Raw genomic sequence first — 26,376 nt, 5'->3', positions numbered from 1 at the left:
TCAACTGCTACGGCTCGCGCCCCCCCTGCTCCGCGCCGAAACCCCGCAGGAACGTGTCCACAACGACATCAGCGGCGTGCGCGTCGCTCAGGTCGGGGAGTTCGCGTGACGCCAGGCGCAGCAGCTGCCCGAGCACACGCCCCGGCCAGCGGTCGGGCAGGCCGGGGCGGAGCAATCCGTCCTCGGTGGCCCGCTGGAGAAACCGTTCGACCTCGTCGACCGCCCGCAGCCGCCGCTCCCAGATCTCCGGCACCGCCCGCATCTTGCTGAGTTCGACCGGCCACTTGCGATTCACGCCGATGATCCCCTCGACGTACCGGTGCAGCGCGACCGGCACAGGCGCCACGCGGAGCCGGGCGGCCTCGATCGCCGCCTCGATCGCGTCCAGCCGTGCCTCGTACACCGCCGCCAGCAGTTCGTCCCGTCCGGCGAACCGCCGGTACACGGTGCGGCGGTCCACGCCCGCCTCGGCCGCGATCGCGGCGACGCTGGTCGCGGGTTCGTCGGCGAGCATGCGAGCCCCCGTGGTCAGCACGAGCTCGAGGTTACGCGCGGCGTCGGCTCTCATCGTCACCAAGATACTCGCCGATGTAGCGCTTGGTGCCGATATCCGCTACATCACCGTGGTGTTTTACCTCCGGACGGCGAGCACGCGCGCAAGGACGGCGCTTTCGCCGTCGACCGTTCGTATACGGGCTGTGGACGTCGGGAGAGGAGCGTTTCCGGTGCGGTGGCTTGTCCGGGAGGGGGTGTTCGGGTGTCGTTGGAGATGCCGAAGGAGCTGGCTTGGCTCCTGGTACCGGTCTTCGGTGGTCTGTGGCCGCGCGGAGACGAAGACGCCCTGCGCGCCCTCGCGGACGAGTGGGAAGCCTTCGGCGATCAGCTCGCCGGTTCCGGCCTCGCGCTGCCGAAGCTGGGCGCGGACGTCGCCAACGGCGTCGGTGGCGCGGTAGGGAGGAACTTCTTCCGCGCCGGTTACGAGCTGGGCAAGTTCGACCAGGACTTCGTCGGCATGGCGCGGGAACAAGCCGCCACACTGCGGGCGCAGGCACTGGCCATCGAATCGAACAAGCTCTCGATGATCATCGCCACGGCGTGGCTGGCGGCCGAGATCGCCCAAGCGATCTTGGAACCCTGGTTCGCCGCGACGTTTCCGGCCCTGGTCGCGCTGGTCCGATTCCGGGTGCTGGAGAACATGATCAAAGGCTCCGCGATGAAGGCGGCCGTGGTGTCCGCCGCGCGGGAGGCCGTCGAAGAAGGCGTGCAGGACATCCTGGGCCAGCTGATCCAGATCATCCAGGGCCACCGCCACGGTATCGACGGCAAATCCCTCGGCATGGCCGTCGGTATGGGCGCCGGAGCCGGTGCCTTCGCCCACGGCCTGCAGCACTACGTCGCCAAGTACAAACCCAAGCTGGCCGCCTCCACCGCCGGCGCGGTGCTCGTCGAGGCCACCACGGAACTCGCGGTCGGCCTCGCTTCGCTGCCGCTGGGCGGTGACGCGGCCGGGCTGGGCTTCTCGGTGCTCGGCGGTGCCTTCTCCGGCGCCGTGACCCACAAGGCACACCAGTTCGGCCATCACCTGGCACCCCACGCCACACCGAAAACCCCCGACATCGACATCGACGTGCCGGCGCCGCCCTCCAGCACCGAAGGCCCCCAAGGCACCCCGCCGCCCTCCAGCCCGACCGCCTCGCCGGACGAGACGCCACCGCCGGCGAGCGGCATCCCCGCCCCGGGACCGGCCATCCCCCAGCCGGTCCCGGGGCCCCCGCAGGCCGCGCCCACCTCCGGCGCGGCAACCCCGGCGACCTCCGGCCTCGCACCCACCGCCGCACCCGGTCCGGCCACAGCTGCTCCCCGCCCGGGAACAGCCACTCCCGGCACGGCGACTCCGGCCACCACGAGTCCCGCCACCCCGGCACCGGCCGCCTCGACCCCCGCCGCGGCCGCGACTCCCGTCGCACCACCTGCCCCCACTTTCACCGCGGCCCCGAGCCCCACCGCGGCGAGGCCCCCTGCCGTCGCGCCGTCCCCGGTCCCGGCCGCGAGTCCCGCTGCCGCGCCGTCGACGACGCCGACCGCCCATCCCGCAGCCCCGGCCACGAATTCCACCGTCGCACCACCCACCAACGCCACGATCACGACAGCCACGGCATCCCCAGCCGTGACCCCGAACCCCGCACCTGCAACCACCAACCCGGCCACGACTCCCCCTACCGCGACCGCCACCGCCCGTCCTGGGCCAGCCCTCACCACGACCACACCGGTCCAGAGCACCACCACCTCGCCGCACCCCATTGGCGAGACAGCGCACTCCCCTGCCACCGAACGACCGGACGCCGCCACGAACACCACCGCGGCCACACCGTCCCGCACCGAAAGCGCCCTCCGCCCCGCGACGAACTCCGCGCGCCCCGCCTCCATCACCACCTCCCGCACCGCACCGGCCGCCACACCAACCACACCGCCCGGCCCCGCCACCTCCGCGCGTACCGAGACCACCCCGCGGCGCCCGGCCGAGTTGTCCACCGACACAGCGGCGCCGCCGACCGTCCCCGCCGAACCGGCGCCCCACGAGCCCGCCTCCGAAGCGAAACCGGTCACGGCCACCGACCCGCGGTACCGCGACGACCGTTTCCGCAACGACCTGCTCGCCGCGGTCAACTCCCGGCTCACCGCCGGCGACCACCTCGATCCGTCCACATTGGACATACAGATCGCGCGGCAGGACGCCGGCCAGACCGTCGTCCCCAGGAACGTCGAAGAACTCGCCGGCAACATCGCCCACGCCGTCCGCACCCAGGGGCGTGAGCTACGGCCCCGCGTGCGCGGCGGCGCCATCGGCATCGAACTGGAGAACCGGCGCCGGGTGGAGGGCATCGAGTACGTCGGCACCATGGTGACTTCCGACTACTTCGACATCGTGATCGACAAGGTGGGCAACGAGCCGATCTTCGAGATCGTCACCAAACCCATCGCGACTCTGCCCGGCGACACCGGCCGCCTCGACCCGGCGCAAACCCTGAGCAGGGTCGAAACCGCGATCCGGAAGCTGGAGCACAGCCCCGAGGGGACCCTCCTGACGGACCTGTTCCCGGCACACGAGGGCTACCACGTCAACGAGCCGTTCACCCACGCCACCCTGGGCCCGGTCCTGGGCAGGGGCGGGCTGGCCCTGCAGCTGACCACGGGGATCCCGCCTGCCGGGATGTTCGGCTTCCTCCGGGCGATCCACACCGGACTCATGCACGAAGACTCCGAATCGGTGCGGACGCTCGAACTCGGTCTCCAGGTCGGCGCGGCCGTGGCCGACCACTTCGCCGGGCTGCGACCCGGCTCGGGACATCGCAGCGCGGTGGACGCGCTCGCCACGGACGCCGAAGTGCAGGCCCTCGCCGGCTACCTCACGCTGCTTCACGTCCAGGTGTCGGCACTGGCCGAAGCCATCGGGCACCACCCACCGGACAGGAGGCGCGACTACTACCCCAAGCTCCTCGCCGTCGTCCTGTCCCGGGTGGACATGCCCGGCTACCGGAACGCGCTCCCGGCGGCCGTCCGGGAATTCCTCGACGCCGAAGCCCCGTGGATCCGGGAGCAGATCGTCCGCCACCTGCGCCGGCAGCCCTTCCTGGCCGCGCCCAACTCGCAGGGACACGGACCGGACGTCCTGTCCTGGGGCGAGCGCGGTCCCTTCACCGTCGGCGACTACCTCGACAGCGGGCTCCTCGCCGCCCCGCCCCGGGCGATCGGCCAGGCCGAAGCACTCCACGTCGGCACGACGTTCCCCACCCCGGACACCAACGACGGCCGGCTCCCGCGCCCGCTGATCCCGGTCGAGATCCGCGCCTTTCCCCCGGCCTCGGCACGGAACTTCGTCCGGGACCACTTCGACACCGTCGACGTCCATACCGAGGAAGCGAACGAGGCGGCCGAGAAGGCGTACCGGCTCACCCCGGCCCCCACCGCCGGACCGGCCGCGGAAGTGGATTTCGCCTCGGGGGCGCACACCTACCAGCCGCGGGCCGGCGACGCACTGGCCGATTTCGCCGCCTACGTCGGGCAACGGGCCGGCCGGGCAGCGTTGACCGGATCGCCGGGTCTCGTGGTCGTCGCCGAAGGCGGCGGGAACGGGGGCCGCAGCAGCCGGGGCGCGCAGACGGTCGGAACCGACCGGGCGCGCAGCGTGTCCGAGGCGCTGGAGTCGTTGCTGGGGCCCCAGCTGGACCAACGGGGGATCCCCCGCGACTTCGTGCGTGTCGACCACCGGTCACGCGGCGACGGCCCCTCCGCCAGCCCCCACGCGCCCCCCGGCAACGGGAGCCGGGACCAGCGGCGCCGGGTCATGCTGTGGGTCACCGAGCAGGCCCTGCGACGGCTGACTTCGGCGTCCACCACCGATGTCCGCGACTCGGCGCCGGCGCCCCGGGCCCGGACCACCAGCGCCCCCACACGTGCGCGCGTGCGTGTTCCCCGGGAAGCGATGCCCACGCTCAGCGCGCTCCACGGCACCGCGGCGTTCGAGAACTCGGTGCTGAGCCGGGTCAACACGGTCCTCGGCGAGCGGCGCCGGGACCGGCTGACGCTCCCGGAACTGCGAGCTCTTCTCGCCGGGCGGCCGGATCCGGCACCCGGTCCGCCGGGCGCGGTCGCGGACTGGGTACTGCACCGCCTCGGCACCGCTGGACCGTCCCATGTGGACACCGGTTCCCCAGCGCCGTCCGAGGTTTTCCGGCGCCGCTTCTCGATGCAGAACTTCCTTTCCCGCGACGTCGTGCAGTCGACCGTCGCCGCGGCGACATCCGCGCTGAGCAATGCCGGTCGTCACGGCCGGGTGCGCGTCGAGGTCGCCGGGCGCAGCATCGACCAGGCCCTGCGCGACGAGGTTCTTTCGCTGGCCAGGCGGTTCGCGGACGAGCCGAGGATCGACGTCGCCGCCGTCGAAGACACCGGGATCAGGGCCCACGAGCCGAGCCACCGGGTCCGCGTGACCATCGTGCCCGCACCGGTCAGTGGCACCGGGCCGGAGCACCGCGACCAGCAGTTCCTCGACCACCTCCTGCTGTCGGTGAACCAGCGGCTCCCCGCGGACGAGCATCTCGACCGCGCCGAACTGGATCACCACCTGCACCTCCAGGACACCGGCGGGTCCTATCAGCCTGCCACCCTCGACGAACTCGCCGGCAACATCGCCCACGCCGTCCGCACCGGGGGCCGCGAACTACGACCGCGAGTGCCCGCCGGCGCACCACCACGGCAACCCGAGCGCGGCCAGCGGTTCGAGGTCACCGAAGACCCGTTCACCGGTGCCTACGAGATGCCGGGGTACGACGCGTTCAACCTGCGCACGCTGGCCCTCGACATCGCCGCCGGGACCACCGTCGCCGACGGCGACCTGTCCGTGGCGCGACAGGCCGTCATCACCGGTGGCCTGCACGAATCGGCGTTCGTGCACGAGCAGCTCCTGGGCATGGTCGCGGACGCGCTCAGCAGGCGCGCGGGCGTGTTCGACGAGGTCACCATCGGCAGGGCGGCATTGCTCGACCTCGTGCGGCGCGAGATCGTGCCGGAGCCGTCAGTGACCGAGACCGGCTCACAGGTCTTCGTGACACTCGCCGACACGATGCAGAACACCTACACGGTTCCCCGGGTGATCGAGGACACCCTGGGGGTGCACGGCCTGGGGTGGGTCCACGTCGACGACGACGGCGACAGCTTCCTGCGTGCCGTCGCCCTCAGCGCGCGGCTGGGCGCCCCCGCGGGCGACGGTCCGCTGCACCCGCACCAGATGCGCCTCCAACTGGCCGAGGCGCTCGCCGACGACGCCGCGCAGCCGGCCCCGCGCTACTTCCGCGAAGCCCACCACACTCCGGAACGCGTCCAGCGGATCATCGCCGAGCTCCGGCAGCCCGGATCCGGTTTCGGGGAAGCCGGCGGTCTGCTGGCCCAGGTCATGGCCAACCTCTACCACCTCGACCTCGACATCCACCGCACCAGCCGGACCACCGTCGTCCAGGTGCGCGGCACGACGGAGACCACACCCGGCTATCCGCGGCAGCGGGTGCACGTCGTGCAGATCGACCAGCCGGGCCGTCCCGCCCGCTACCTCGCCACCGCCCCGGCCCGGGACGCCGCCCCCGCTCCGGCCGCCGTGCCGGACCCGTCCGCGTTCGGCGCCCAGCGGACCCGGGTGTTCCCCGGCGACGACCTGGGCACCGTCACCGTCAACGGGACGCGGGTACTGGTCAAGAACTACGCGAACCGCTCGGTCAAGGTCGTGCGGCAGGGCGCGAACACCTTCGAGTTCCCGAACGCCGGCCGCAGCGGCAACAAGGTGATTTCCCTTGATCTCGGCGGGAACCACCGGGTGCGGCGCAGCGGGACCGTCACCGGGAAGGGGCGCGCCGACATCTTCCACCAGGGCCGGTCCCGGCCGGACGGCAGCGAGGACCCGATCAACTGGACCGCCGTCCTGCCGACCGGTCTGGTGGGTTACTCCTGGGAAGTCCGTGAGCACGATGACCTGTGGACCCTCGTCGTGACCGGCCCGCCCGCCGAGCTCCGGCACGACGCCTATGGCCTGCGGGACCGAGGCGTCCTCGTCGTGGAGCAGCGTCCCCGTGCGGACGACGTGGCGAGGCAGCCCCAGGCCGGGGTCGTGGCCGACGCGCGGGGAATCGTCGAAATCGACGGCGTCCGGTTCTTCACCTACGCCGACTACCGCGATCTCGCGGTGACCGTGGAGCATCTGGAACCGGGCGTCCACCGGATACCGGCGATGCGTTCCGGCCACCGGCCGATGAGGGTGGTCACCGGCCTCGGCGGTCAGTTCGACGTGCTGCGGCGGGGCACGGTGGGCTCCGACGGCAAGATCCGCGTCCTCGACCAGCGCGACGACCAGCACGACCTCGGCACCTCGCTGAGCTGGACGACCCACGCCACCGGTTTCGTGGGCTACACCTGGGCACTCCGCAGGCACGGCGATCTCTGGTCGGTCGTCCTGGACGGCAGGCCGGCCGGGGACGACCCCTATCGCCTGCGCGAGGGGGGTGCCGTGGTCATCGCCCAGCGCCGGGCGCCGGTCGACGCCACGCATCTGGCCGCCGAGCTCAACACCCGCATCCGCGATCTGGTGCGCGTCGGCGACCCGGCGGCCTACGAGGTGACGGTCGAGGAGGCCGCGCGGCTGGCGGCCACCGCGGATCCGGAGGTGGGAATCGTCGCGCTGGCACAGGATCTCGCGCCGCGGTTGCTCACCGGCGAACGGTTGCGGATGCTGGCGGGCGCGATCGGGTTCGAGGCGGAGCTGCACGGCTATCCGGTCCGCCTGCCGCGCGACGTCGAGCCCGACGACGTCGATTTCCTGGTGGACGCGCCGGACTACCAGCTCGTGCTCGACGCCGTGGGCGAGCCGGTGATCGAGCTGGTGACCAAGCCGATCGCCGCGGTGCCGGGCGACGACAGCCGCCGGACGAGGTCGGAGACGATGGCGGCGATCACCGACGCCCTGCGGCGGCTGGCGCGGGCGCGCGACAACACGCCGCTGAGCCTGCTGTTCGACGGCCCGCCCTTCCAGCTGGACCCGCTGGCCGACGACGTGCGGCTGCGCAAGGGCGGCCGGCGCGCGACGGACGAGCTGTACCTGCACTTCACGGTCGGCGTCCCGCTGGCGGGCCTGCGGGAGTTCCTCGGATTCACCGCCGTCACCATGCGGGACGACAGCCCCGTGGTGATCGCGGCACGCAATCACCTGGAAGACGGCCTCGAACTCGGCGACGAGCTGACCGGACAGCTGCTCCCCGGCGCCTCTCCGGAGGACCGGGTCACGCTCGCGGGTTACCTCGCCGCGGTCTACAGCCAGTTCGCCGCGCTGGCCCAGCGCACGATGGCGCCGGACAGCCTGACCAAGAACTTCGCCGCGATCTCCCTCCGCGTCCACCTCGACGGGGTCCGCGCCGGCCTGAGCACCCGGGTGCGGCAGGTGCTCGACGAGCAGTCCGGCCACCTCGCCGAGCGGTTTCTCCAGCGGGTGAGCGAGGACCACTACACGAAGACCGCCGCCAAGCCGGGCCTGGACCAGCGGCTGCCGATGCGCTGGCCCCACGACCCCGAACGCACGGATGCCACCTTCGGCGATTATCTGGCCACCGCGTTCCGGGACGACCCGGCCCGCCGGGTCACGCAGCGGGAAGCGCTCGGCATCCGCTCCTCGTTCCCCGCCCTCGACACCAACCCGGACGAGCACGGCGCCCCGCGCCTGCCGATGCCGTTGCTCCCGATCGAGCTGCGTCACCTCGGTCCCCGGCGCGCCACGGCCGACGACCTCGAACAGACCTACGATCTGCTGGAAGATCAGGCCCGGGAGCGGTTCGCCGACGCACTCGCACTCCGCACCGAGGCCGAAGCGGGCGACGGCAAGGGAAAGGGCCGCGCGGTCGACCCGGTCCCGCCCGCCACGCCGGAGCGGCACCTCGACACCATCCTGGAGGAGACCGAAGAGGACGCCTCCGATCCGCCTTCGCCGGAGAGCGATCCCGGCGAGCCGCGCGCTCCGCTGCCCGAAGCGGTGGAGGTCGCCTTCGCCGAGCGCGGGACGGCCGTGCGGCGCGATCAGCACCCCGGCCTGCGCGCGTTCGCGGCGGAGCTGGCCGAAGCCGTCCGCGATCCGCTGGTGGTGCACGTCGAAGGCGGCGGCAACGGCGGCAGCATCAGCCGCGGCGCGGAGCGGACCGGGCGGATGCGGGCCGAGGCCGTTCGCGACGTCCTGCGGCCGATGCTCGACGAGGAACTGGCGCGGCACGGACTGCCATCGTCCACAGTGGACATCCAGGTCAGCAGTCGCGGGGACACCGCCTCCGCAGGCCCGTTCGCCCCCGCGCCCGGCACCCAGCGCGAACGGCGCCGCCGGGTGGCCGTCTGGGCCGCCCCGGCGGACACCGAGCACCGGGAAACCGCCGTCCTGACCACCGAACCGCACCGCGCGGCCGTGGCGGCACTGGCGGACGCCATCGACCACGGATCGCTCGGCGCGCTGGCCGCGACGCCGGTGACCGACGAACACCGAGACACGGTGGACCGGCTGTTCCGCTCCCTGCCCGCGGCCCGGGACGAGCTGTACGCGGAACTGGAGAACTTCGCCGAGGCGGGGTACGACCCCGCGCTGCTGGCCGAACTCGCCCGGCGGACGGGATCCCGGCTCGACGAGGTGGCCCCGGACGTCGCCGGGTGGTGGCTCGGCCGCCGGGTGCTGCACCTCGCCTGGTCCGCGGACACCCGGTACGAGGCGGTGCGGACGCTGAACCAGATCCGCGACCGCCCGGCCGCTCTCGCGGCCATCGTCGGTCATCAGGACGGCAGGCGGACCGGGCTGGCCGGGTACCTCGGCGTCGACTTCCCGGACGTGCGGGAGATCGCGGCCGCGGTGCACCGGATCGCCGGACGGGACGGATCGCGGGCGGCGTGGTCGGCCGTCGCCGGGATCGAGCACGACACGCTGTCCCTGGTGCGGCTGGCCGAGGTCTACCGCGCGATGTACCCGGGGGCGGATCTCTTCGCCGACCTCGGCCCGCATCTCGGCCAGGCGCTACGCGCGGTGGGCGCGGAACCCGCGGCCGGTCTCACCGGCCGCCGGACGGCCGCGACGCACCCGGCTCTGAGCTACGACCTGGACCAGCTCGAACGGGCGCTGGCCGGGGCACGCTCCCACACGGGAGGCGACGTCGAATTCCGGGTGCTGGTCAAACCCACCCGGATGGAGGGCGTTTCGACGCGGTTCGGCCACGCGTGGGTCGAGGTCCGGCTGCCGATCGGCGGCCCGAACCCGGACGGCCCGCGGTTCGGGCGGCGCTTTTCCGTCGGATTCTGGCCGTCGGACAGCAGTCGTGCGCGAAGCGAACAGGACGGGGTGATCCGCAGCCCGGACCGCGGCGAGGTCGCCACGACGGCGGTGCCCGCCTCGGTCACGGTCCGGGACCTCGAGCGCGGTCTCGCCTTCATCAGGACGGTGCAGAACCGGCCGTACTTCTGGCGGAACCAGAACTGCGTCACGTTCGCGCGTGGTCTGCACGACGCGGTGCTCGGCGATCCGGGACCGTTCACCGGCCTGGGCGGCGTGATCGCCCGCGCGGTGGGAGACCACCCGGCGCCACGGTCCGTCTTCCCCGCCGATTTCACGGCCGGACCGGACCGGCCCGCCGTGGTCACCTTCGACCGCGGCGCGCCGCGCGATCCGCTCGCGGCGAGCTCGTTCGCGTCCCGGTACGCGTCGCGGCTGCTCGACCGCTCCCGAGTGGGCCTCGCGCCACCGGCTGTCCGGATCACCGTCGTGGGCGGCGTGTCCCGCGGCGCGATCGAGCGGTTGGAGAACGACGTGCGCGTGGAGATCCAGCGACGGCTGGACCTCGCGATCCCCGGCAGCGGCGACCTCGCCGACCGCACCCGGCTCCCGGTGGGGACGGTGCGCCTGCCCGCCGACGGCGACCCGCACGTCCTGCTCGAAATCGAGGCGACGCCGGCGATCCCGGCCGAGCCCGCGCCGGAAGTCCCCCACGGGGACGACACGGACTCCGGTGACGAGCCGGCGGCGCGGGACGCGCTGCTGGCGCCCCTGGTCGACGCGATCCACCACGACTCCCTCGACGGCCTGCTCGACATCGAACCCGGCGACTGGTGGGACGAGCACGGCGAGAACTACCCCGACGTGTCGGTCCGGCGGACCGGCGCACGCCTGATGAGCCTGGTGGAAGCCCATCCGGAGATCGACTTCGACCCGCGGTTCCTCGCGCACCTCGAGCGTGTGTCGCGCCACCAGGCCGGCCGCAGCCTGCGCGCGATCGTCCCGGACATCGCCGAACGCTGGCTCGCCGGGCGGCTGCGGTATCTCCGGGACACCGTCCGCGACAGCCGCGCGGCCCAGGCGCTGGTCGACGAGGCGTCGTCGCGCCCCCGGGCGCTGGAGGCGCTCTTCCGGCAGATGCGCGACTCCGCGACCGAGGTCCCGGCACCGGCCGAGACCTCTCCGGCGCGACTGCGGGAATTCCCGGACACCGCCGCCGATCTCTACGGTGGTGACCGGACCTTCAGCCGGCTCCGCCGCGCTCCGGCGACCGGCTTGGACAGCAACGGCACCGCGCGCGAGTTCGCGCCGGACCGGGTGCGGTCCACCACGGTGCAGGGGTTCGACGGGACGCAGGCCGGGGTCGACTTCGCCGATCCCGGCGCGCACCGCTTCCCGGACGAGTTGTTCCGGGACGCGGCCGGCCTGACCGGCGACGGCTGGGCGGGCACGGAACTGTACGTCCTCGATCCCGGGCAGACCGACCCCGTGGCCGCGATGACCGGCCACGCCTTCTCCGGGCACACACCCCCCTGGGCCGACGCGACCCCGTTCTTCGTGGTGCTCCCGGATCGCACCGCCGACGACCTGCGGGACGGACTGTTCCCCGTGGTCGACGAGCAGGGCCGCGAACTGCGCCTCGACGCGCGGACACTCGCGCGCGTCGTGCTGCGTTCGCCCGCTTTCCGTGACGGCTTCGGATCCGGTACCCGCCCGGTCGTGCTGCTCACCACCTCGGTCACCGAGGAGGGCGACGGCGGCCCGATCGCGACGTTCGCCGCGACGATCGGTTCCCAGTCACGCCGGGTAGGAGCCGTCCACGCCTACGACGGTCGTGTCTCGACCCTGATCACGTTCGACCGCGCGAACCGGGTACCGGTCGTCTTCACCAGGCCCGGCGGGCACTGGCTGGAGTACCGCGACGGCAGGGCGCACCGGGCCGGTGTCCCGGCTGCGGTCCGGATCGTCGGCCACCTCGGCGCGACGATCGGCGAGGACGGCCAGGTCCGGACCGATCCCGCCAACCCCACCCGGCTGATCGATGTCGCCTCGACCGCGAGCCAGCCACTGCCCGGCCGCGCCGGCGAGCCGTCCGGGATGGCGCTGGGCATCAGGGGTACCGACCTCCTGAACGCGGAGCGGCTCCTGAGCAGCGGCGGCGTCCAGCGCGTGTACCGCAGGGAGGCCTCCTGGGGTGACCCGGCGCCGCCGGATGGCTACACCGACACCCCGGTCCCTGTCCCGTGGCGGCCCGAAATCGCCGGGCCGGCGCCGTTCTTCGTCGTCGGGCACAACTCCGCGATCGCGACGAACAGCGGCATCACGCGGGTCAACGGCACCGGACTGGCACTGGCCTTCATGGGCACCGACGAGTTCGCCCAGGCACATCGCGACGGGAACGGTCCCAGTGCCTACGTGCTCCTGGCCTGCAGCACCGCCCGGCACGCCGGGCCCGGTGGCACGGCGTACGACTTCCAGCGCACCCTCGCCGAACACGGCTACCACGCCCCGGTGATCGCGGCCACGGACGTGGTGGGTATCGGTGGCGGCACCGTGAAGGTGTGGAACGGCGACTGGCGGGTGTTCCGCGGCGAAACGGCCGCGGGTCCCATCGCGCCGGTCCGCATCTCCTTCGGCGAAGGCAGCCGCGACATCGCGCCGGAGCACACACAGCAGCTGACCCGGTTCGCCACCGCGGTGGCCACGCGGCTCCGGGACACCGGCTCCAGGATGGTGATCCACCTGGAGGGCGGCGGCAACGGCGGCTTCCGGAGCGAGGGCGCGCGCCAGGTGGGCCTGCGGCGCGCCGGGGCGGTCCGCGACCTGCTCACGCCGGAACTCGAAGAAGTCCTGACAGCCCAAGGCATTCCGCGGGACCGCGTCGAACTGCGGGTGTCCTCACGCGGCGACGGGACGTCCGCGCACCCGGACGGACCGCGCGCCTCCGCCGCACCCGAGGCGCGTCGGGGTGTCCTGCTCTGGACCGAGCAGGACACCGGCCCGTCGATCCACACGACGCTGGAAGAAGCAGTCACCTTCGGCAGGGGCAGCACCGAACCGGACGCCGATCAGCTCCCGGGCCTGCGGCGCGTCGCCGACGAGGTGGTCGGCGCGGCCCTCGCCGGGAGGGCCGTCACCGTCGAGATCACCGGCTACGGCAACGGATCCCGGACGGGCGATCGCGCCACGAGCGCCACGACCACCGGGCAGCAGCGCGCGTCACGGCTCGAAAGCCTGTTGTGGGACCTCGTCGAGGAACGCCTGCACGGGATGGCACTGCCCGGGCCCGGCATCGAGATCAACGCCGTCTCCCGCGGCAGGGTCGCCGGTCTGACCAGCGAGCAGCGGCGGCAGGCCGGGATCGTCGTGGTCACCGCGGATCCCGGCGGCCCGCGGCCCACCGGCGTACGGACACACGAGACCAGCCTGGCCCGCTTCGGACATGTGCCGGACCAGAGCGCGCGCCCCGTCGTGACGGAGGACTCGGTCCAGCGGGAGATCCTCGACCTGGCGGAGGAAGATGGCACGGCGACCGCGGCCCCGGACTGGGCCTTTCCCGTTGACCGGCGCGTGTACTGGCAGGAGAGGTACCCGGCGGATTCGCTGGCCGCGCGCGCCTTCGTGCACCAGCACTACGGGGACTTCCTCGCGCTCAACGCGCGGCGGTTCGGCGACGGCGAGCCGGGCTACCTGGAGAACTGCGTCAACGTCAGCGTCGGTGTCGTGGAGATGCTGGCCGGCCGCCGCTTCGAGCCTGCTCCCACACCCGGGCCGCGCCCCCGGAGCCTGCTGGAGGACCACTTCGGCGCCCCAGCGGTGCCGGTCCGGCATCCCGGGGAAATCGTCGAACGGCTCGTCGCCGCCGGCCCCGGCGCGCACGGCATCGTGTTCCGCGCCGCCGGGCCGGAGGAGGGCTCCGGGCATGTGTTCAACGCTATCCACCGCCCCGACGGCTCGATCGTCTTCCTGGACGCGCAGCAGGGACGGCTCGCGTCCCTGCCCGAGACGGCCGCATACCGGTTCCTGCTCACCGGCGGCGGGGACGCCGAAACCCGGCCGGGCAGCCCGGACAGCGGTGTCTACGGAGCCGAGCGGAGCACCGGGCGGCGGCTGCGGCGCCAGGCCGGCGACGAGCCGCTGCACGACGACCGGGAACTCGCCGTCCTGAACGTCAGCCGGTATCTGCGCAGCAACGAATGGGAGCCCATCCTCGTCCGGCTGCGCGACCTGCCGCAGCGGCGGTGGCCCCGTCACGGAAGGTACTCCGGCGTCCAGTACGACACCGACGACGACGGCGCCGCGTACCTGTCCTGGTATCTCGGGTTCTCCCGCGGGGACATCGGGGACGTCAGTGGCCTCCGGGAATCCGCCGACGCGCCGGAGGACGGCCGCGCGCTGTACGCGCGGGCACCGTGGTCCGACGACCCCGCCGGGACGTTCTTCCTGCAGATCCACGGCTCCGTCGTGATGGACGCCGACGGCAGGTACGCGCGGGGCACCGGCTTCATCGTGCGCAGGCGGGAGGGCGGCGACTTCGTTTCGCTCAGCGGCCGCGTGCTGGCCGCCATGGTCACCGCCAACCGCGATTTCCGCGCCGCCTACGAGCGGGGTGTCCGGTCGGTCAGCCTCATCTCCTGCAACATCGGCCGCCGTGGCGGCGCGGCGTACGACTTCCACCAGGAGATGACGACGCTCGGTTTCCCGGTCAACGTCTACGGTTCGACCGAGAACACCGTGACCGTCCTGGGGTCCGAGACGAGCGGCACGCCGAAGGTCGAAGTCGAAGCCGGTGGCCATTGGACGATCCTGGGCAGCCCGAACGCCGAACAGGACCAGGCCGTCGTCGAGGAGCTGGCACGGGCTGCGCAGCTGGACTGGCACTACCAGGACGAGCAGCGCGGTGACGGTCTGGTGCCGGTGAACGACCGCTACCACACGCTGGAACTGGTCCGGTCGGTCCGGGACGGCCTGGTACGGGGGAACGTCCTGGACCTGACGGCGGCGGAACGGCTGACCCGCTGGCACGAGCGGCCCGACATCGTGTGGCGCGCGGCCTTCCAGGCGCTGTCCGGAGACCCCGCCTTCCCCGGCGTGCGCCACGTGCGGGACATGTACCGGCTGGGGCCGGGCGGCCCGTGGCGAACGGTGCACGTGCCGCCGCAGGTGCGGGAGTTGTACGCGGCCACCGGAACCCCGGTGGTGGACGGGGAGGTCGCGCACACGCCGATCACGGTCCACCAGGGTGCGGGGACCGCGTCCCCGCCGCACCGGCTGACCACCACGTCCTACACCTTCGGCGAGGGAAAGTCCGGGGAAGGCGACGTCGTACCGACGCTGGAGATGGAGCTGCTGGCCCGACACCTCGCCGAGTCCTCTGTGGACGATCCGGGCACGGAACCGCGGATCCGCCTCGTCGGCCACGGCAACGGCAGCCGCTTCGGCCGGGGGCGGGGCGAAACGACCGGCGTGGTGCGCGCGCTGGCCGTTCGTGCCCACCTGGTGAGTGCCGTCCGCCGGAACCTCGACGGCCTCGGTGGCGACCCCGCGCTGGCGGAGCGGCTGGTCCCGCTGACCGTGGAAAGCCGCTCCGCCCGTGGCAGCGGCTTCTCCCGTGACGAGGGACGCCAGGTGGTGATGGAACTGACCGGCCACCACCCGCGCGCCACGGACGAGCGCTATGGCGCCGCCCGTCCGGGCTTCCTCGACGACGGCGACCCGGACCACCTGCTCCTGAGGGTGCGCGACCGCCGCGTGCCGGACCCCGTGGCCGACGAACTCGGCGGCCCGGACCCCTACGGCCTGCGGCGGCCGCGCCCCGCTCCGGAGTTCCTCAGCGGCTACGACTACGCGAGGCTGCCCGCCGACCGCCGCGCGGCGTTCTTCCGCGCTCTCGACCTGACGCGGCCGGACACCCCGACGGTACGGGACCTCGACCCCGCCCGGCTGACGCCGGGTGAGGTCGGCGGCGAGTTCCCACGCCTGGTGCACACGACCTCGTCCGGGGACCCCGAGCCAGGCCACCTGGACACCCTGCGCAGGCTCGCCGGGACCGGCTTGGAGGTCGTGCTCTGGACCGGCCACGCGCGCGGCCGCGTACCGGCCGGGCTGGCCTCGTGGGCCAGGGACAGCGGGGTCAGGTTGGTGTCCCTGGACGAGATCTTCCACGCCGGGGCGCCGATGACCAACGACGCGGCGTTCCGGATCGAGCGCGCCCGGCGGTCGGCGGCGGCGCCGCAGCTGGCCGGTGCCGAGATCGTCGCCCGGTTCGGCGGGATCCACTTCGGCGACGCGTTCACCGGCGACCCCGCGGAGATCGCGCGGCTCGCGGCGGACGGCGAGGACGAGACGGCAGGGGCCGGGGACGGCGGTGTGCTCGCCGCACCGGCCGGCTCCAACGGGATCACCGCACTGCTCACGACCCTCGGCGACCAGTACGCGCGGCCCCGCGCCGACGCCGGCGTCACCCGGCGTGCGCAGGAGCTGGGCCTGGCGGAGACCATCGGCACGAGCGTGCGTCCGGCGCGCGACACGCCCACCGCGGTGCTGGCCACCGTCACCGCCCTGCACCGGGAACTGCGAGCCCGATCGGGCGTGCTGTACCTGCCCGCCGTCGCACAGGGCCTGGCCGCCCTGCCGCGGCGCGGGCGCGACGCCGCCTGGCAGGTGGTGATCGACGAGTTCGCCGACACGCTCGGCGACCCGGCCAGGGTGTCGGACATCGCCGGGCACGGCGTGGACGTCCCCGTCGCGGTGCGAGACCAGATCGCCGGCCACTTCCCTGGCGCGACGCTGCACGGCTTCCAGCTCGGCCGCACCGGGACCGGCCCCGAACCGGCCGGTGCGCCGCGGCACCCTGGCACGGCCCAGGACGGCCACACGCGGTGGTTCACCTCGAACCGGGTCTGGACGCGGGAGGTCCGCTCCCCCGGCGGCGAAGTCCTCGGCGCCACGTTCGTCGCCGACCACTCGCGCGTGCTGGAACCGTTCCTCGCCGCGGCGGGCGACCGCGGCGGGCGGGTGCTCGACGTCCACGGCCGTGCCGACGCCCTCGATGTGTCGGTCGACGGCCAGGTGCTGGCCGTGCACCCGGAAACCTTCGGGCGCATCCTGCTCGACCTGGACCTGGTGGACGACTCCCGCGCGACACTGCTCGCGTGCGACACCGGTTTCTCCGTCGCCGACGCGGTCGCCGGGGAGGTGCGCACACGGTTCCCCCGGTTCGCGCTGACCGCGCCACGGGGGCCGGTGCGGTTCGGGCTCGTCGAAGGCCGCGCGATCGTGGACACCGGTGGCTCCGGCACGTGGGTGACCGTGACCGGCCACGCGCGTACCGAGCACGACGGCGACTTCGACCGGGACACCGGCGGCCGCCCCGAGCCGGGCGCCTGGGTCGAGCGCAGCAGTCCCGGCTTCACCATGCCCGGCCTCGAAGGGCCGGGCGGTCCGAACCACCTGAGCCACACCCTGGAACGCGGCGGCGTGGTGGAAGGGCTCCTGTACCCCAAGGACGCCGCCGGGCTGGCGCAGGACGCGCGGTGGTTCGCCGCCGCCGGCCGCGACCGCACGCTCCTGCTCGACATCGACAGCCGCACCGGCGCGCGGATGACGTCCCGGGAGCTGTTCGAGAACGCCTACGCCATGGTCGACGCGCCGCACCTCCGTGCCGGTGGACGGACCTTCTACCTGGTGCTCCATTCGCTCGCCCGCCATGCCGCCGTCTACACGTCCTCGGGCGAGGAGCTGACCCTCGACGGCGTGGACTTCGCGAAGCTGGTGCGGCGGTCGGACGCGTTCCGCAGGGCGTTCGGCGGGCGGGGCGAGCACCCCACGTCCTTCACTCTCGTGGGCTGCCAGGCACTGCCCGGGATGAACAGCGACATGCTGGCCTTCCAGTTCTACGAGGACATGGCGGAAAACGGATTCGACCTCCCGGTCCACGCCGCCTCGCAGAACATCGACGTGGCAAGCGACGCGGACGAACGCGGCGGGCTGACCGGTTACCTGGCCATCTGGTCGGGCGGCCGATGGGCCACAGTGGACAGTGAGGTGGTGAGACGCCGCCGGCTCATCGGTCTCCTCGGCCAGCACGAAACGGTGGACGAGGCACGCAACCGCATCGTGCAGGGGCAGGACGAACCGGCGTTCCGGTCGCTGGTCATCGCGCACCGAGCCGTCTCCGAGGCCGTGGCACACTCGGCGGGCAACGCGCTCGACGTGGGTGGGGTCGTCGCCTCCGCCGGCCGGTCGCCCTGGGCTTCGACCACGATCGACGCCGCGATGTCCCGGCTGGCGGACGTCCACGCGCAGACGTTCCGCTCCGTCACCGACCTGCGCCGTACCCCCCGGGGTGAGTGGGCCGTCGTCGCGATGCCGGAGTTCGCCAGGGACCGCTACGTCGTCACCGGCAAGGGACAGTGGCACGAGAGCACGGTGACCCGTCCCGCGGAACTGGTTCCCGGCTACCTCTTCCCGCACCGGAGCCCGTGGCAGGTCGGCGACACGGTCGCCCACCAGGCGACGATCCCCTTCGTGCGCGGGCGGGCGGAGGTGGCCGATCCGGGGGCGCTGGGCCGCGTCGCGCACTGGGTCGCGGAGGCGGCTCTGGAACGCCGGGCCGACGGGCTGCCCCTGCCGGTCGCGCGTATCCACGGTGTCAGCCACAGCATGTTGTCCGGCAACCGGATCGCGCTCGGCCGGGCCCACGTGGTGCACGAGGAGCTGCTCCGGCTGATCCGGGCCCGGCTGTCCACATTGGCCCCCGGCACGGCGATCGACGCGGAGGGTCTGCTGGACACCGTGCGAGGCGGCGCGGACCGCCTGAAGACCACGGCGTCCGGTGTGCTCGTGGAGATATGGCTGCCGCCGCAACGGATTCCGAGGAGTGGGCGATGAACGAGATCCGGGACCAGTGGGTGTTCCTCGTCGATCCCGGCCGGCCGGCGGCGGGGAGCGTGCCGCCCCACGCGGTGGTGGGCGCGTGGCTGACCGGCGCGGACGGGTACCGCGGCGAATTCCTGCCCAACCCGGACTACGACCCCGCGAGCGCGGCGTCCCCCACCGACCCGGTGGACGCGGCGCTGCGGATCACGGGCGAGCTCGACGCCGCGGCGCTGCTCGCGGTGATCCGCGCCGGAACCTACGGGGTGGCGCTGGACGGGGACGGCCGTCCGGTCGTGGCACCCGCGCCGGACGGGGTCCCCTCGCTGCTGGTGACCACCGCCGCCGAACACCGCGCGCGGGTGCGCACCGGGCGATGGCGGGTGCTCGGTGCGGACGAGCTGGTCGCGCTGCTCGCGGAGCTCGGCGTCGACGTCCTGGTCAATCCGGGCGCGCGCCACTCGATGCGGCTGGCGCGGACGGCCCTGTCCTGGTGAGATGCCCGTTCTTTCGGCGGAGGTAAGGACTTCCGGTATCGACGACGACGCGCGGCTCATCTCCGTGAGCCGCGCGTCGTTTTCTTTCGTCTCGCCGGCGACGAGGATCTGACGGTCAGTCTTCTCGCTCGGCGAAGGTGTGCGTGCCCGTGGACGCGGAGGGGGCGATCAGGTCGTCGTGCGCGTGCGGCCCGGTCGGGCCATCAGGATTCTCCACCGGCACCAACGGTGCTCCCGGTGGCACCGGACCAGCCGGCCCGCCCAGTGGCAGACTCGCCTCGGCCGTACCGCCGCCGTCCTCCACCGGTGTCAAGGGCGCTCCCGGCGGCACCGCCCCGCCCAGCAACACCGGCGGGCCATCGCCCGCACCATCGTGCTTCCACAATGGACCATGCGGGCCATCGTGCCCGGACACAAACGGCTGACTCGGCTCGGCCGCGCCATCGCCATCCACCGGCACCAACGGCGCACCCGGGGGCACCGGACCAGCCAGACCACCCAACGGCAAACCCGCCTCAGCGGGTCCCGGCTTGCCCACCAGCACCGGGGGACCGTCCACCGGTTTCAACGGCTCCCCCGGCAGGACCGCGCCACCCGCACCATGCGGGCCCCCGCGCGCGGCCATCCTGGCCGACGCGGGGACGCCCTCGGCCTTGCCCGGTCCGGACAGCAGCACCGGCGGAGCCTCGCCCTTGCCTTCTTTCGTCCACAGTGGACGATCCGGACCGTTCGGGGCCACACGCAGGCTCGCCTCGGCCGTACCGCCGGAAGCCGCCAGCGTTTTCGGGCCGGAGTGCGCCTTGATACGGGCCGTCGCCGGCACCGAACCGGCGCCACCCCCGGCCGCACCGCCACCGGCGGCAACACCACCGCCGGAACCCGCGCGGCGCAGTCTCGCGGCCGCTTCGGTCGCGTTGTCCTCGGCTTTCGTGTAGGTGTGCGCGGCCGCCCGGATGCCGTCTCCGGTCGCCTTGACCGACTTGCCCCACAGGTCGATGCCGTCGAACACCTGGCCGGCCAGCTCGAGGTGCGTCTTCCCGAACTTGTGCCCGTCCGGGTCGTCGCCCGCCGCCGCACGGACACGCTCCGGGTCGCCCAGCTCACGCGCCCGCTGGGCGAGCTTCCAGATGTCGTCAGCCTGCGTGTCGAACCCGTCCGCGCTCTTGGCCATCCGCTCCGGGTCGACCCAGTTCTCCGCCATCGCGCCTCACTTCCCGCCGAGCAGATCGTCCAAAGAGGACCCGCCGAACAACGACCGCACGTCCACCGAACCGGCGGCCAGTTCCCGCACCGAAAACCCCGGTGAGTCGGCGGGCAGCTTCGCCGCCGCCTCCTCGATCGTCTTGAGGATCACCGAAGCCAGCTCCGCCGGAGGGAGGCTCTTGTACTGGTTCGTCGGGAACTTGAGGTCGGCCACCCGGCCGCCCGCTCCCACGGTCACCGTCACCACCCGCCGCGGCGCGGTCCCGGTCGCCGTCACGGCCCGCCGCTCCTCCTCGCGCTTCGCGGCCTCGTCGAGGGACCGGTGGTATTGGGCCAGCGCCTCTTCGGCCATCTTCCGCAGATCGTCCGTCATCTCCGCTCCTTTCACCCGACCGACGCCAGGCCCTGCCCGACCGCCGACCGCCCGGCCAGATCCGCCGCCGCGAGCGTGCGCGACGCCGCCGACGACGACAGCCGCCGCGCCACCTCGTGGGCGGCGCGGATCGTCCGATCCGGCACCGACGCCAGCTGCCCGGCGAGCGCGTCCCGCACCTCGGGCGGCACCTCGTGCCCGGCCCGCACGAGGAACCGCACGGCGACCTCCGCCAGTTCGTCGGCGCTGTATCCGGTCAGCGCCCAGTTCTGCGTGACCTCGCCACGCAATCCCGGCGTGCGGTCGAGCGCATCCCGCACCCGCCGCGGGTCCCCCAGCAACACCAGCACGGGATCACCGGAAGACCGCCGGGCCTCGGCGGCCAGCGCGTCCAGCGCCTCCGCCACCGGGCCGTGCGGTTCGGCACGCCAGTCACCGTCCAGGCCGACCACCAGCACCCCGCCCGCGGCGTCCGCGAACGCCGTGGCCGCGAGGCTTTCGGCCTGCCCCGGCCACCGTGGCAGCAGGTCCGGCGCCAGCGACACCCGCACCACCTGCCCGGTCCGCACCAGATCCAGTTCCGCGAGCGCCCGCGCGTAGAGCCGTGCGAACTCGCTGCGGCCGCTGCCGTGCGCGCCGGTGATCGCGACGCCCGCCTGCTGTCCCCACGGTTGCCGCGACCGCTTCAGCTCGCCCAGGTGCACCAGGGCCCTGCCGATCGCGCCACGCACCTCGCGCTGCCCGGACAAGCCGTCCAACCTGCGCCAGCCCTCGCTCGCCCGCACCGCGCCCGCCGGGTCGTCGCCCACCGCGGCGACCGGCGCCACCGTGCCCAGCTTCTCCAGCTCGGGCCGCAGGTCCTGCGCCGTCAGCCGGTTCATCTCGGTCTCCTTGGCGGGCGGCGCCACCGCGAGCCGGGAGGCCTGGTTGTTCACCATCGCCTCGAACAGCTTGCGCGCCACACGGCCGTTGCCGAACGTGTCGTTCTTCGGCACCCGCTCGTAGTAGTCGCGCACCGCCGCGAGGCCGTCGTCGGTGAGCTCGTAGTAGTGCTTGGCGCACAGGCCGGTGGTGATCGTGACCAGTTCGCCGACGCTGTAGTTGGGGAACTCGACGGTCCGCGTGAACCGCGACGCCAGGCCGGGGTTGGATTCCAGGAACCGTTCCATCTGCTCGGAGTAGCCCGCCACGATCACCACGAACTCGTCGCGGCGGTCCTCCATGATCTTCATCAGCGCGTCGATGGCCTCCTGGCCGAAGTCCGGCCCGGACCCGCCGGATCCCGCCGACAGGGTGTAGGCCTCGTCGATGAACAGGACGCCGCCGAGCGCCTTGGTGACCACCTCGGTCGTCTTGATGGCCGTGGACCCGATGTACTGGCCGACGAGGTCCTGGCGCGCGACCTCGACCATATGTCCCTTCTCCAGGATGCCCAGCTCGGCCAGCACGGTGCCGTAGAGCCGCGCGACCGTCGTCTTGCCCGTACCCGGCGGGCCCGCGAACACCAGGTGCCTGCTCATCGGCGGCATCGGCAGGCCCATCTTCCTGCGCGCCTCGCCCATCTTGATCAGGTTGATCAGGGCGGTGACCTCTTTCTTGACGTCCGAGAGGCCGACCAGCGAGTGCAGTTCGGCCAGCGGCCCGGTCAGCGCGTCGGCACCGCCCTGCGGCTCGGGTTCGGCGCGGGGCACGGGTTCCGGTGCCGCGGCCGGCGCTTCGGCGTGCACCAGGTCCTCGACCGTCGCCGCACCACCCGACTCGCGCACCGGCTCGCCACCCAGATCCCGCGTCTCGAACTGACGTACCCTCGCGCGCGCCCCGCCCTCCACCACGACCCCGTGTCCGCCGGCACCCTGCACACGGCAGCGCGTGATTCCGCCGAACGCGTCCGTGGTGAGCACGATCGCGTCGCCCGCGGTGCCGGTGAAATCCGTGTCGCGGATGTCGATTTCGCCGCCGCTGGCCCGGATTCCCCCGCCGCGCAGGACCGCGGAGGCCACCGTGGACGCCGGTGCGTCCCGCAGGTCGACCGCCGCCTCGGCGGTCGTGGTGAACTCGACGTCGGTGATCGTCACGCTCGATGCCTGCGTCGCGGTGACGGCGGCCGCGGCACCCGAGTGCACACCGGCGTCGGTCACCGCGAGTTTGCTGTGCCCGGACACGACCACGGCCTGGCCGCCGGCGGGGGTGAGCCGCAGGCCGGCGACCTGGACCCGCGCGTTCGCGGTGACCTCCAGCGCGATCCGGCTGGTCTCGTTGAGGGTCAGCTTCCGCAGTTCCGGCGTGGCACCACCGTCGACGAGGACGCCCACCTGCGCGCCGAGCACGGTGCATTCGGCGAGCACCGGCCGCGCGCCCGAGGTGATCTGCACGGCGTTGCGCTCCGCACCGCTGAACACACATCGGCGCAGCACCGGGCTTCCCGCGGCGATGTGCGCGGACTGGGCCGGCGCGCCGGTGAACTCGGAGTCCGCGATCGTGACCTCGCCCTGGCTGTTCAGGTAGAGGTCGACGTTCTCGCTGTCCCGCACCCGGAGCCGGGTGACGGTGGCCCGCCCCTGGTGCTCGACCACCATGGCCGGCTTGGCCGCGCCCCGGATGTCGCAGTCCTCGACGACGACCGTGCCCTGCCCGTTGACGCAGATCCCGTTGCCCCGCACGCCGTCCGCGGAGCAGCGGCGGATCCGGGCCGCGCCCTGCTCGGCGATGACGACGCCGGAGGACGCCGTATCGCTGATCTCGGTGTCCTCGATCGTGCTCTGTGCCGGGGAGGCGATCACGATGCCGGCGCCGCCGGGGTTGGTGACGCGGCACCCGCGCATGGCCAGCGATCCGGACGCGCGGGCGATCAGCGCGGTCCACGAAGCACCGTGCACGGCGCAGCCGTCGAAGGCGGCCTCGCCGCGGACCACGTCCACGGCGGCGACCTGCGTGTCGTCCGCAGTCAGCACGAACCCGTTGACCTGCAAGGATTCCGCGTCCACGGTGAGGACGGTCCCGGTCCGCGCGTGCACCTCGACCGACCCGTCACCGTCCTGTGCGACCAGGGTGACCAGACGGGAGACGACCAGGTTCTCCTCGTACCGTCCCGGGTGGACGGTGATGGTGGCGCCGTCGCCCGCGGCGGCGAGCGCGGCGCCGATCGTCGGATAGGCCCCCGGCTGGTCGCCGGACACGATCAGCAGCTGCCGGTTCATCGCTCCCCCTTCTCCACGACCAGTCCTGGCAACGTGCCGAAGCGAGCGGCGTCCTCGCCGCCGACGCGGCGCGGGGCGGCCTTCTCCGCCCACTTGCCGACCTCGCGGCGCAACGACGACAGCGCGAGCTCGTCAAGCTCCTCCGCTCCCTCGACGAGCCGGCCGGACTCGCCGACCTCGCTCGCGGTCACCTCGCGCAACATGATCCGGCCACGCGCCGTCCCGTCCGGTTCGGACAGTTCCAGCACCTTGAAACTGGTGCCCGGCACGAACAACACCCGATCGGTGATCTCGCCGGTCTCCAGCAGGCGGGTCCGGCGCGCGGTCATCGACCAGACCCACACGTCGGTCTGCCCCGGCAGGTCGGCCGCCGGACCGGTCAGCGCGCCCAGGAAACCCCATTCGGTGACGACCCGGCGCGACCGGTAGAGGGCCCAGTGCGCGGGCGACGGCGAAACCGCGAACGTCGCCGGTCCCCGGTGTGAGGGCAGGCGGCTCAGCCCGGCGACCACGCACCGCGCCACCGGCACGTGCGCGCCGACGCCGCCGCCGCGCAACCCCTCGTCGATGGCGGCGCCGCGCTCGGACAGGTAGATCCGGACCGCGACGGCGTCGGTCAGCACGTCCGCCGAAGACCGGGACATCTCACCTTGGAACCCCGGGTGCTGGGTGAGGACGCGGGCCACCGAGTTGGACAGCACGCCGTACTCCGCGCCGAGTGATTTACGCAGCCACTCGCGTTCCTCCTCCACCCCGCGCGAGGGCAGCAACGCCGACGCCTCCGCCCGCGGCGTCTGCTGAAGCGTGACCTGAAGCGGTGGCTGCGAAGGCTTCGGCAGCTTCGGGGCGGGCGGCGAGACCGGTTCCGGGACGGCGGGCGTCGCGGGCGGGACGGACGGTTCCGCGGCCACGGGCGTCACCGCGTGCGGTTCCAGGGTTTCGGTGATCGAGGCCGGGCCCGGCACCGCGGACTCGGTCACCCGGCTCTCTGTCACGACCGGGAAGGGCGCCCGCACCGTGGCCGGTTCGACGGCCAGGACAGGGATGGCGGGCTTCGTGCCGCGCTCCCCCGCGGTGGTTTCGGCCACGGCATCCGCGTCGGCATCGCTGAGCTGCGCGAGCGCCGCCCCCGCCGCCGGGGCGTGCACGCGCTCCCCGTTCAGCACCGACGACGGCGACAGCCGCGCGGTCCGGCGGGAGGCAGGGTCGAGCCGGTCGACGAGGTCCCGCGCCAGCCCGCGCATCCGCTCCCCGACCGCCCCGGCGCCCTCGAAGGTCACCGCGAGCACGGCCGGGTCGAAGGCGGCGGCGCGTGCGGCGGCGGTGTCCGCCGTCTCGCCCGGGGGTCTCACGACCAAGCCGGACCGCACGACCTCCACCACGGCGTCGGGGGCGTACCAGTAGGTCGCCGGGGCCACCTCGGGCAGTCCCGCCACCGGCGCCCGGTAGGTGACGGCCCCCGGTGTGCCCCCGGACGGGCTGTAGCGCTCCTCGTACACGAAGGGCAGCCAGCCCGGCGCGCCGTCGGGCAGCACAGTGACGGTGTAGGCGGCCGCACCGGTACCGACCGGCATTCCGGTGTAGAAGGTGACCTCCTGGCCGAGCAACTCGGCCAGCGCCTGCCCGACGTCCTTGCCCGCCGGGACGGACACCGGGCCGAACCGCACGAAGCGGGTCCGGGCCTGAACCGTGTCGGGCAGCCGCACCCACAGCCGGGCGACGTCGTCGAGCGACACCGGCGGGTCGCCGGGCGAGCCGAGGACGATCGTGAGCGCGTCCGGCCGCACCGGCACGGTCGCGACGAGCCGGGCCCGGTGCGCCTGCTGCTGCCGTTCGGACCCGGTGACACGGACCCACATCCCACCGGGCACGGGTTCGGCAACGCCACGGGAACTGGTCGGGACCAGTTCCGAGGTGGCCACGGATTCCCACTGCGGCACGGGAAAGCGTTTACCGACACTGCGGGGCGAGCGGCCACGCTCGAAGCGGACCCAGCTGGTGCCCCGGCCCGCGTCGACGAACAACGATCCGCCGTCGCCAGGGATCACCGCGCCGTCGGGCGCGATCACCGGGCGGCCAAGGCGCTCCGACAGCAACTGCCCGGCCAGCGCGGCGGCCTCCCTGGTGCGGCCGCTGATGACCAGCCGCACGCCCCGGCGGCCGCGGGGCAGCACCCCGGCGACCGAATCCCAGACGGTGACCGGCATCCCGGGCGGGAGGTCCACGAGCACCAGGTCGTGCTCGGGGTCCTCGGCCACCGCCAGCGCGAGGTTCTGCGCGTGCCCGGACAGGACACCCGGCCGGTGCACCACCATCGCGTTACCGAGCGTCCGGCGCGTCAGCTCCAGCTCGCCCTCACCGCGCCGCCGAGTCGGACCGGCCATCTCGTCCTCC

7 protein-coding genes are annotated in these 26,376 nt (G+C 73.4%); 2 read left to right on the top strand and 5 right to left on the bottom strand.

Annotated elements, in window-relative coordinates:
* Positions 1 to 7: 7 nt before the first annotated feature.
* Complete coding sequence (locus ACFW0G_RS12955) at positions 8 to 568, bottom strand: TetR/AcrR family transcriptional regulator (protein WP_378325262.1); 561 nt, start codon at positions 566 to 568, stop codon at positions 8 to 10.
* A 189-nt stretch (positions 569 to 757) separates the two neighbouring features.
* Here ACFW0G_RS12955 and ACFW0G_RS12950 point away from each other — a divergent pair, with 189 nt between their 5' ends.
* Both ACFW0G_RS12950 and ACFW0G_RS12945 read left to right on the top strand, forming a co-directional pair.
* Positions 758 to 18,727, top strand: coding sequence for a toxin glutamine deamidase domain-containing protein (locus ACFW0G_RS12950; RefSeq protein ID WP_378325261.1), 17,970 nt, complete (start codon positions 758 to 760; stop codon positions 18,725 to 18,727).
* Entirely contained in the window at positions 18,724 to 19,209 is a 486-nt protein-coding gene (locus ACFW0G_RS12945; RefSeq protein ID WP_378325260.1) for a type VII secretion system-associated protein, read from the top strand. Before ACFW0G_RS12950 ends, ACFW0G_RS12945 begins: the two co-directional genes overlap by 4 nt.
* Before the next feature lie 115 nt (positions 19,210 to 19,324).
* Here ACFW0G_RS12945 and ACFW0G_RS12940 read toward each other — a convergent pair whose 3' ends face one another.
* Genes ACFW0G_RS12940 through ACFW0G_RS12925 form a run of 4 tightly spaced genes read right to left on the bottom strand, consistent with a single transcriptional unit; the run spans position 19,325 to position 26,366 of the window.
* Positions 19,325 to 20,410, bottom strand: a complete 1,086-nt coding sequence (locus ACFW0G_RS12940) for a hypothetical protein (RefSeq protein ID WP_378325259.1) — start codon at positions 20,408 to 20,410, stop codon at positions 19,325 to 19,327.
* A 6-nt stretch (positions 20,411 to 20,416) separates the two neighbouring features.
* Positions 20,417 to 20,785 (bottom strand): YbaB/EbfC family nucleoid-associated protein, encoded by a 369-nt coding sequence (locus tag ACFW0G_RS12935; RefSeq protein ID WP_378325258.1) that lies wholly within the window; start codon positions 20,783 to 20,785, stop codon positions 20,417 to 20,419.
* An 11-nt stretch (positions 20,786 to 20,796) separates the two neighbouring features.
* The gene (locus tag ACFW0G_RS12930) at positions 20,797 to 23,982 is read right to left on the bottom strand and encodes a right-handed parallel beta-helix repeat-containing protein (RefSeq protein WP_378325257.1); all 3,186 of its coding nucleotides are present in this window, start codon (positions 23,980 to 23,982) and stop codon (positions 20,797 to 20,799) included.
* Positions 23,979 to 26,366: a hypothetical protein gene (locus ACFW0G_RS12925; RefSeq protein ID WP_378325255.1), complete on the bottom strand. Its 2,388-nt coding sequence runs from the start codon at positions 26,364 to 26,366 to the stop codon at positions 23,979 to 23,981. Before ACFW0G_RS12925 ends, ACFW0G_RS12930 begins: the two co-directional genes overlap by 4 nt.
* Positions 26,367 to 26,376: the final 10 nt, after the last annotated feature.

Source organism: Amycolatopsis sp. NPDC058986 (assembly GCF_042741125.1).
In the GTDB taxonomy this organism is placed as follows: domain Bacteria; phylum Actinomycetota; class Actinomycetes; order Mycobacteriales; family Pseudonocardiaceae; genus Amycolatopsis.
The sequence above is the reverse complement of the archived record's forward strand: the minus strand, read 5'-3'. Positions and strand labels throughout refer to the sequence as shown.

Coding starts and splice junctions, on each gene's coding strand:
- ACFW0G_RS12930 (WP_378325257.1), bottom strand. CDS start 23,982: ATGAACCGGCAGCTGCTGATCGTGTCCGGCGACCAGCCGGGGGCCTAT.
- ACFW0G_RS12940 (WP_378325259.1), bottom strand. CDS start 20,410: ATGGCGGAGAACTGGGTCGACCCGGAGCGGATGGCCAAGAGCGCGGAC.
- ACFW0G_RS12935 (WP_378325258.1), bottom strand. CDS start 20,785: ATGACGGACGATCTGCGGAAGATGGCCGAAGAGGCGCTGGCCCAATAC.
- ACFW0G_RS12955 (WP_378325262.1), bottom strand. CDS start 568: ATGAGAGCCGACGCCGCGCGTAACCTCGAGCTCGTGCTGACCACGGGG.
- ACFW0G_RS12925 (WP_378325255.1), bottom strand. CDS start 26,366: ATGGCCGGTCCGACTCGGCGGCGCGGTGAGGGCGAGCTGGAGCTGACG.
- ACFW0G_RS12945 (WP_378325260.1), top strand. CDS start 18,724: ATGAACGAGATCCGGGACCAGTGGGTGTTCCTCGTCGATCCCGGCCGG.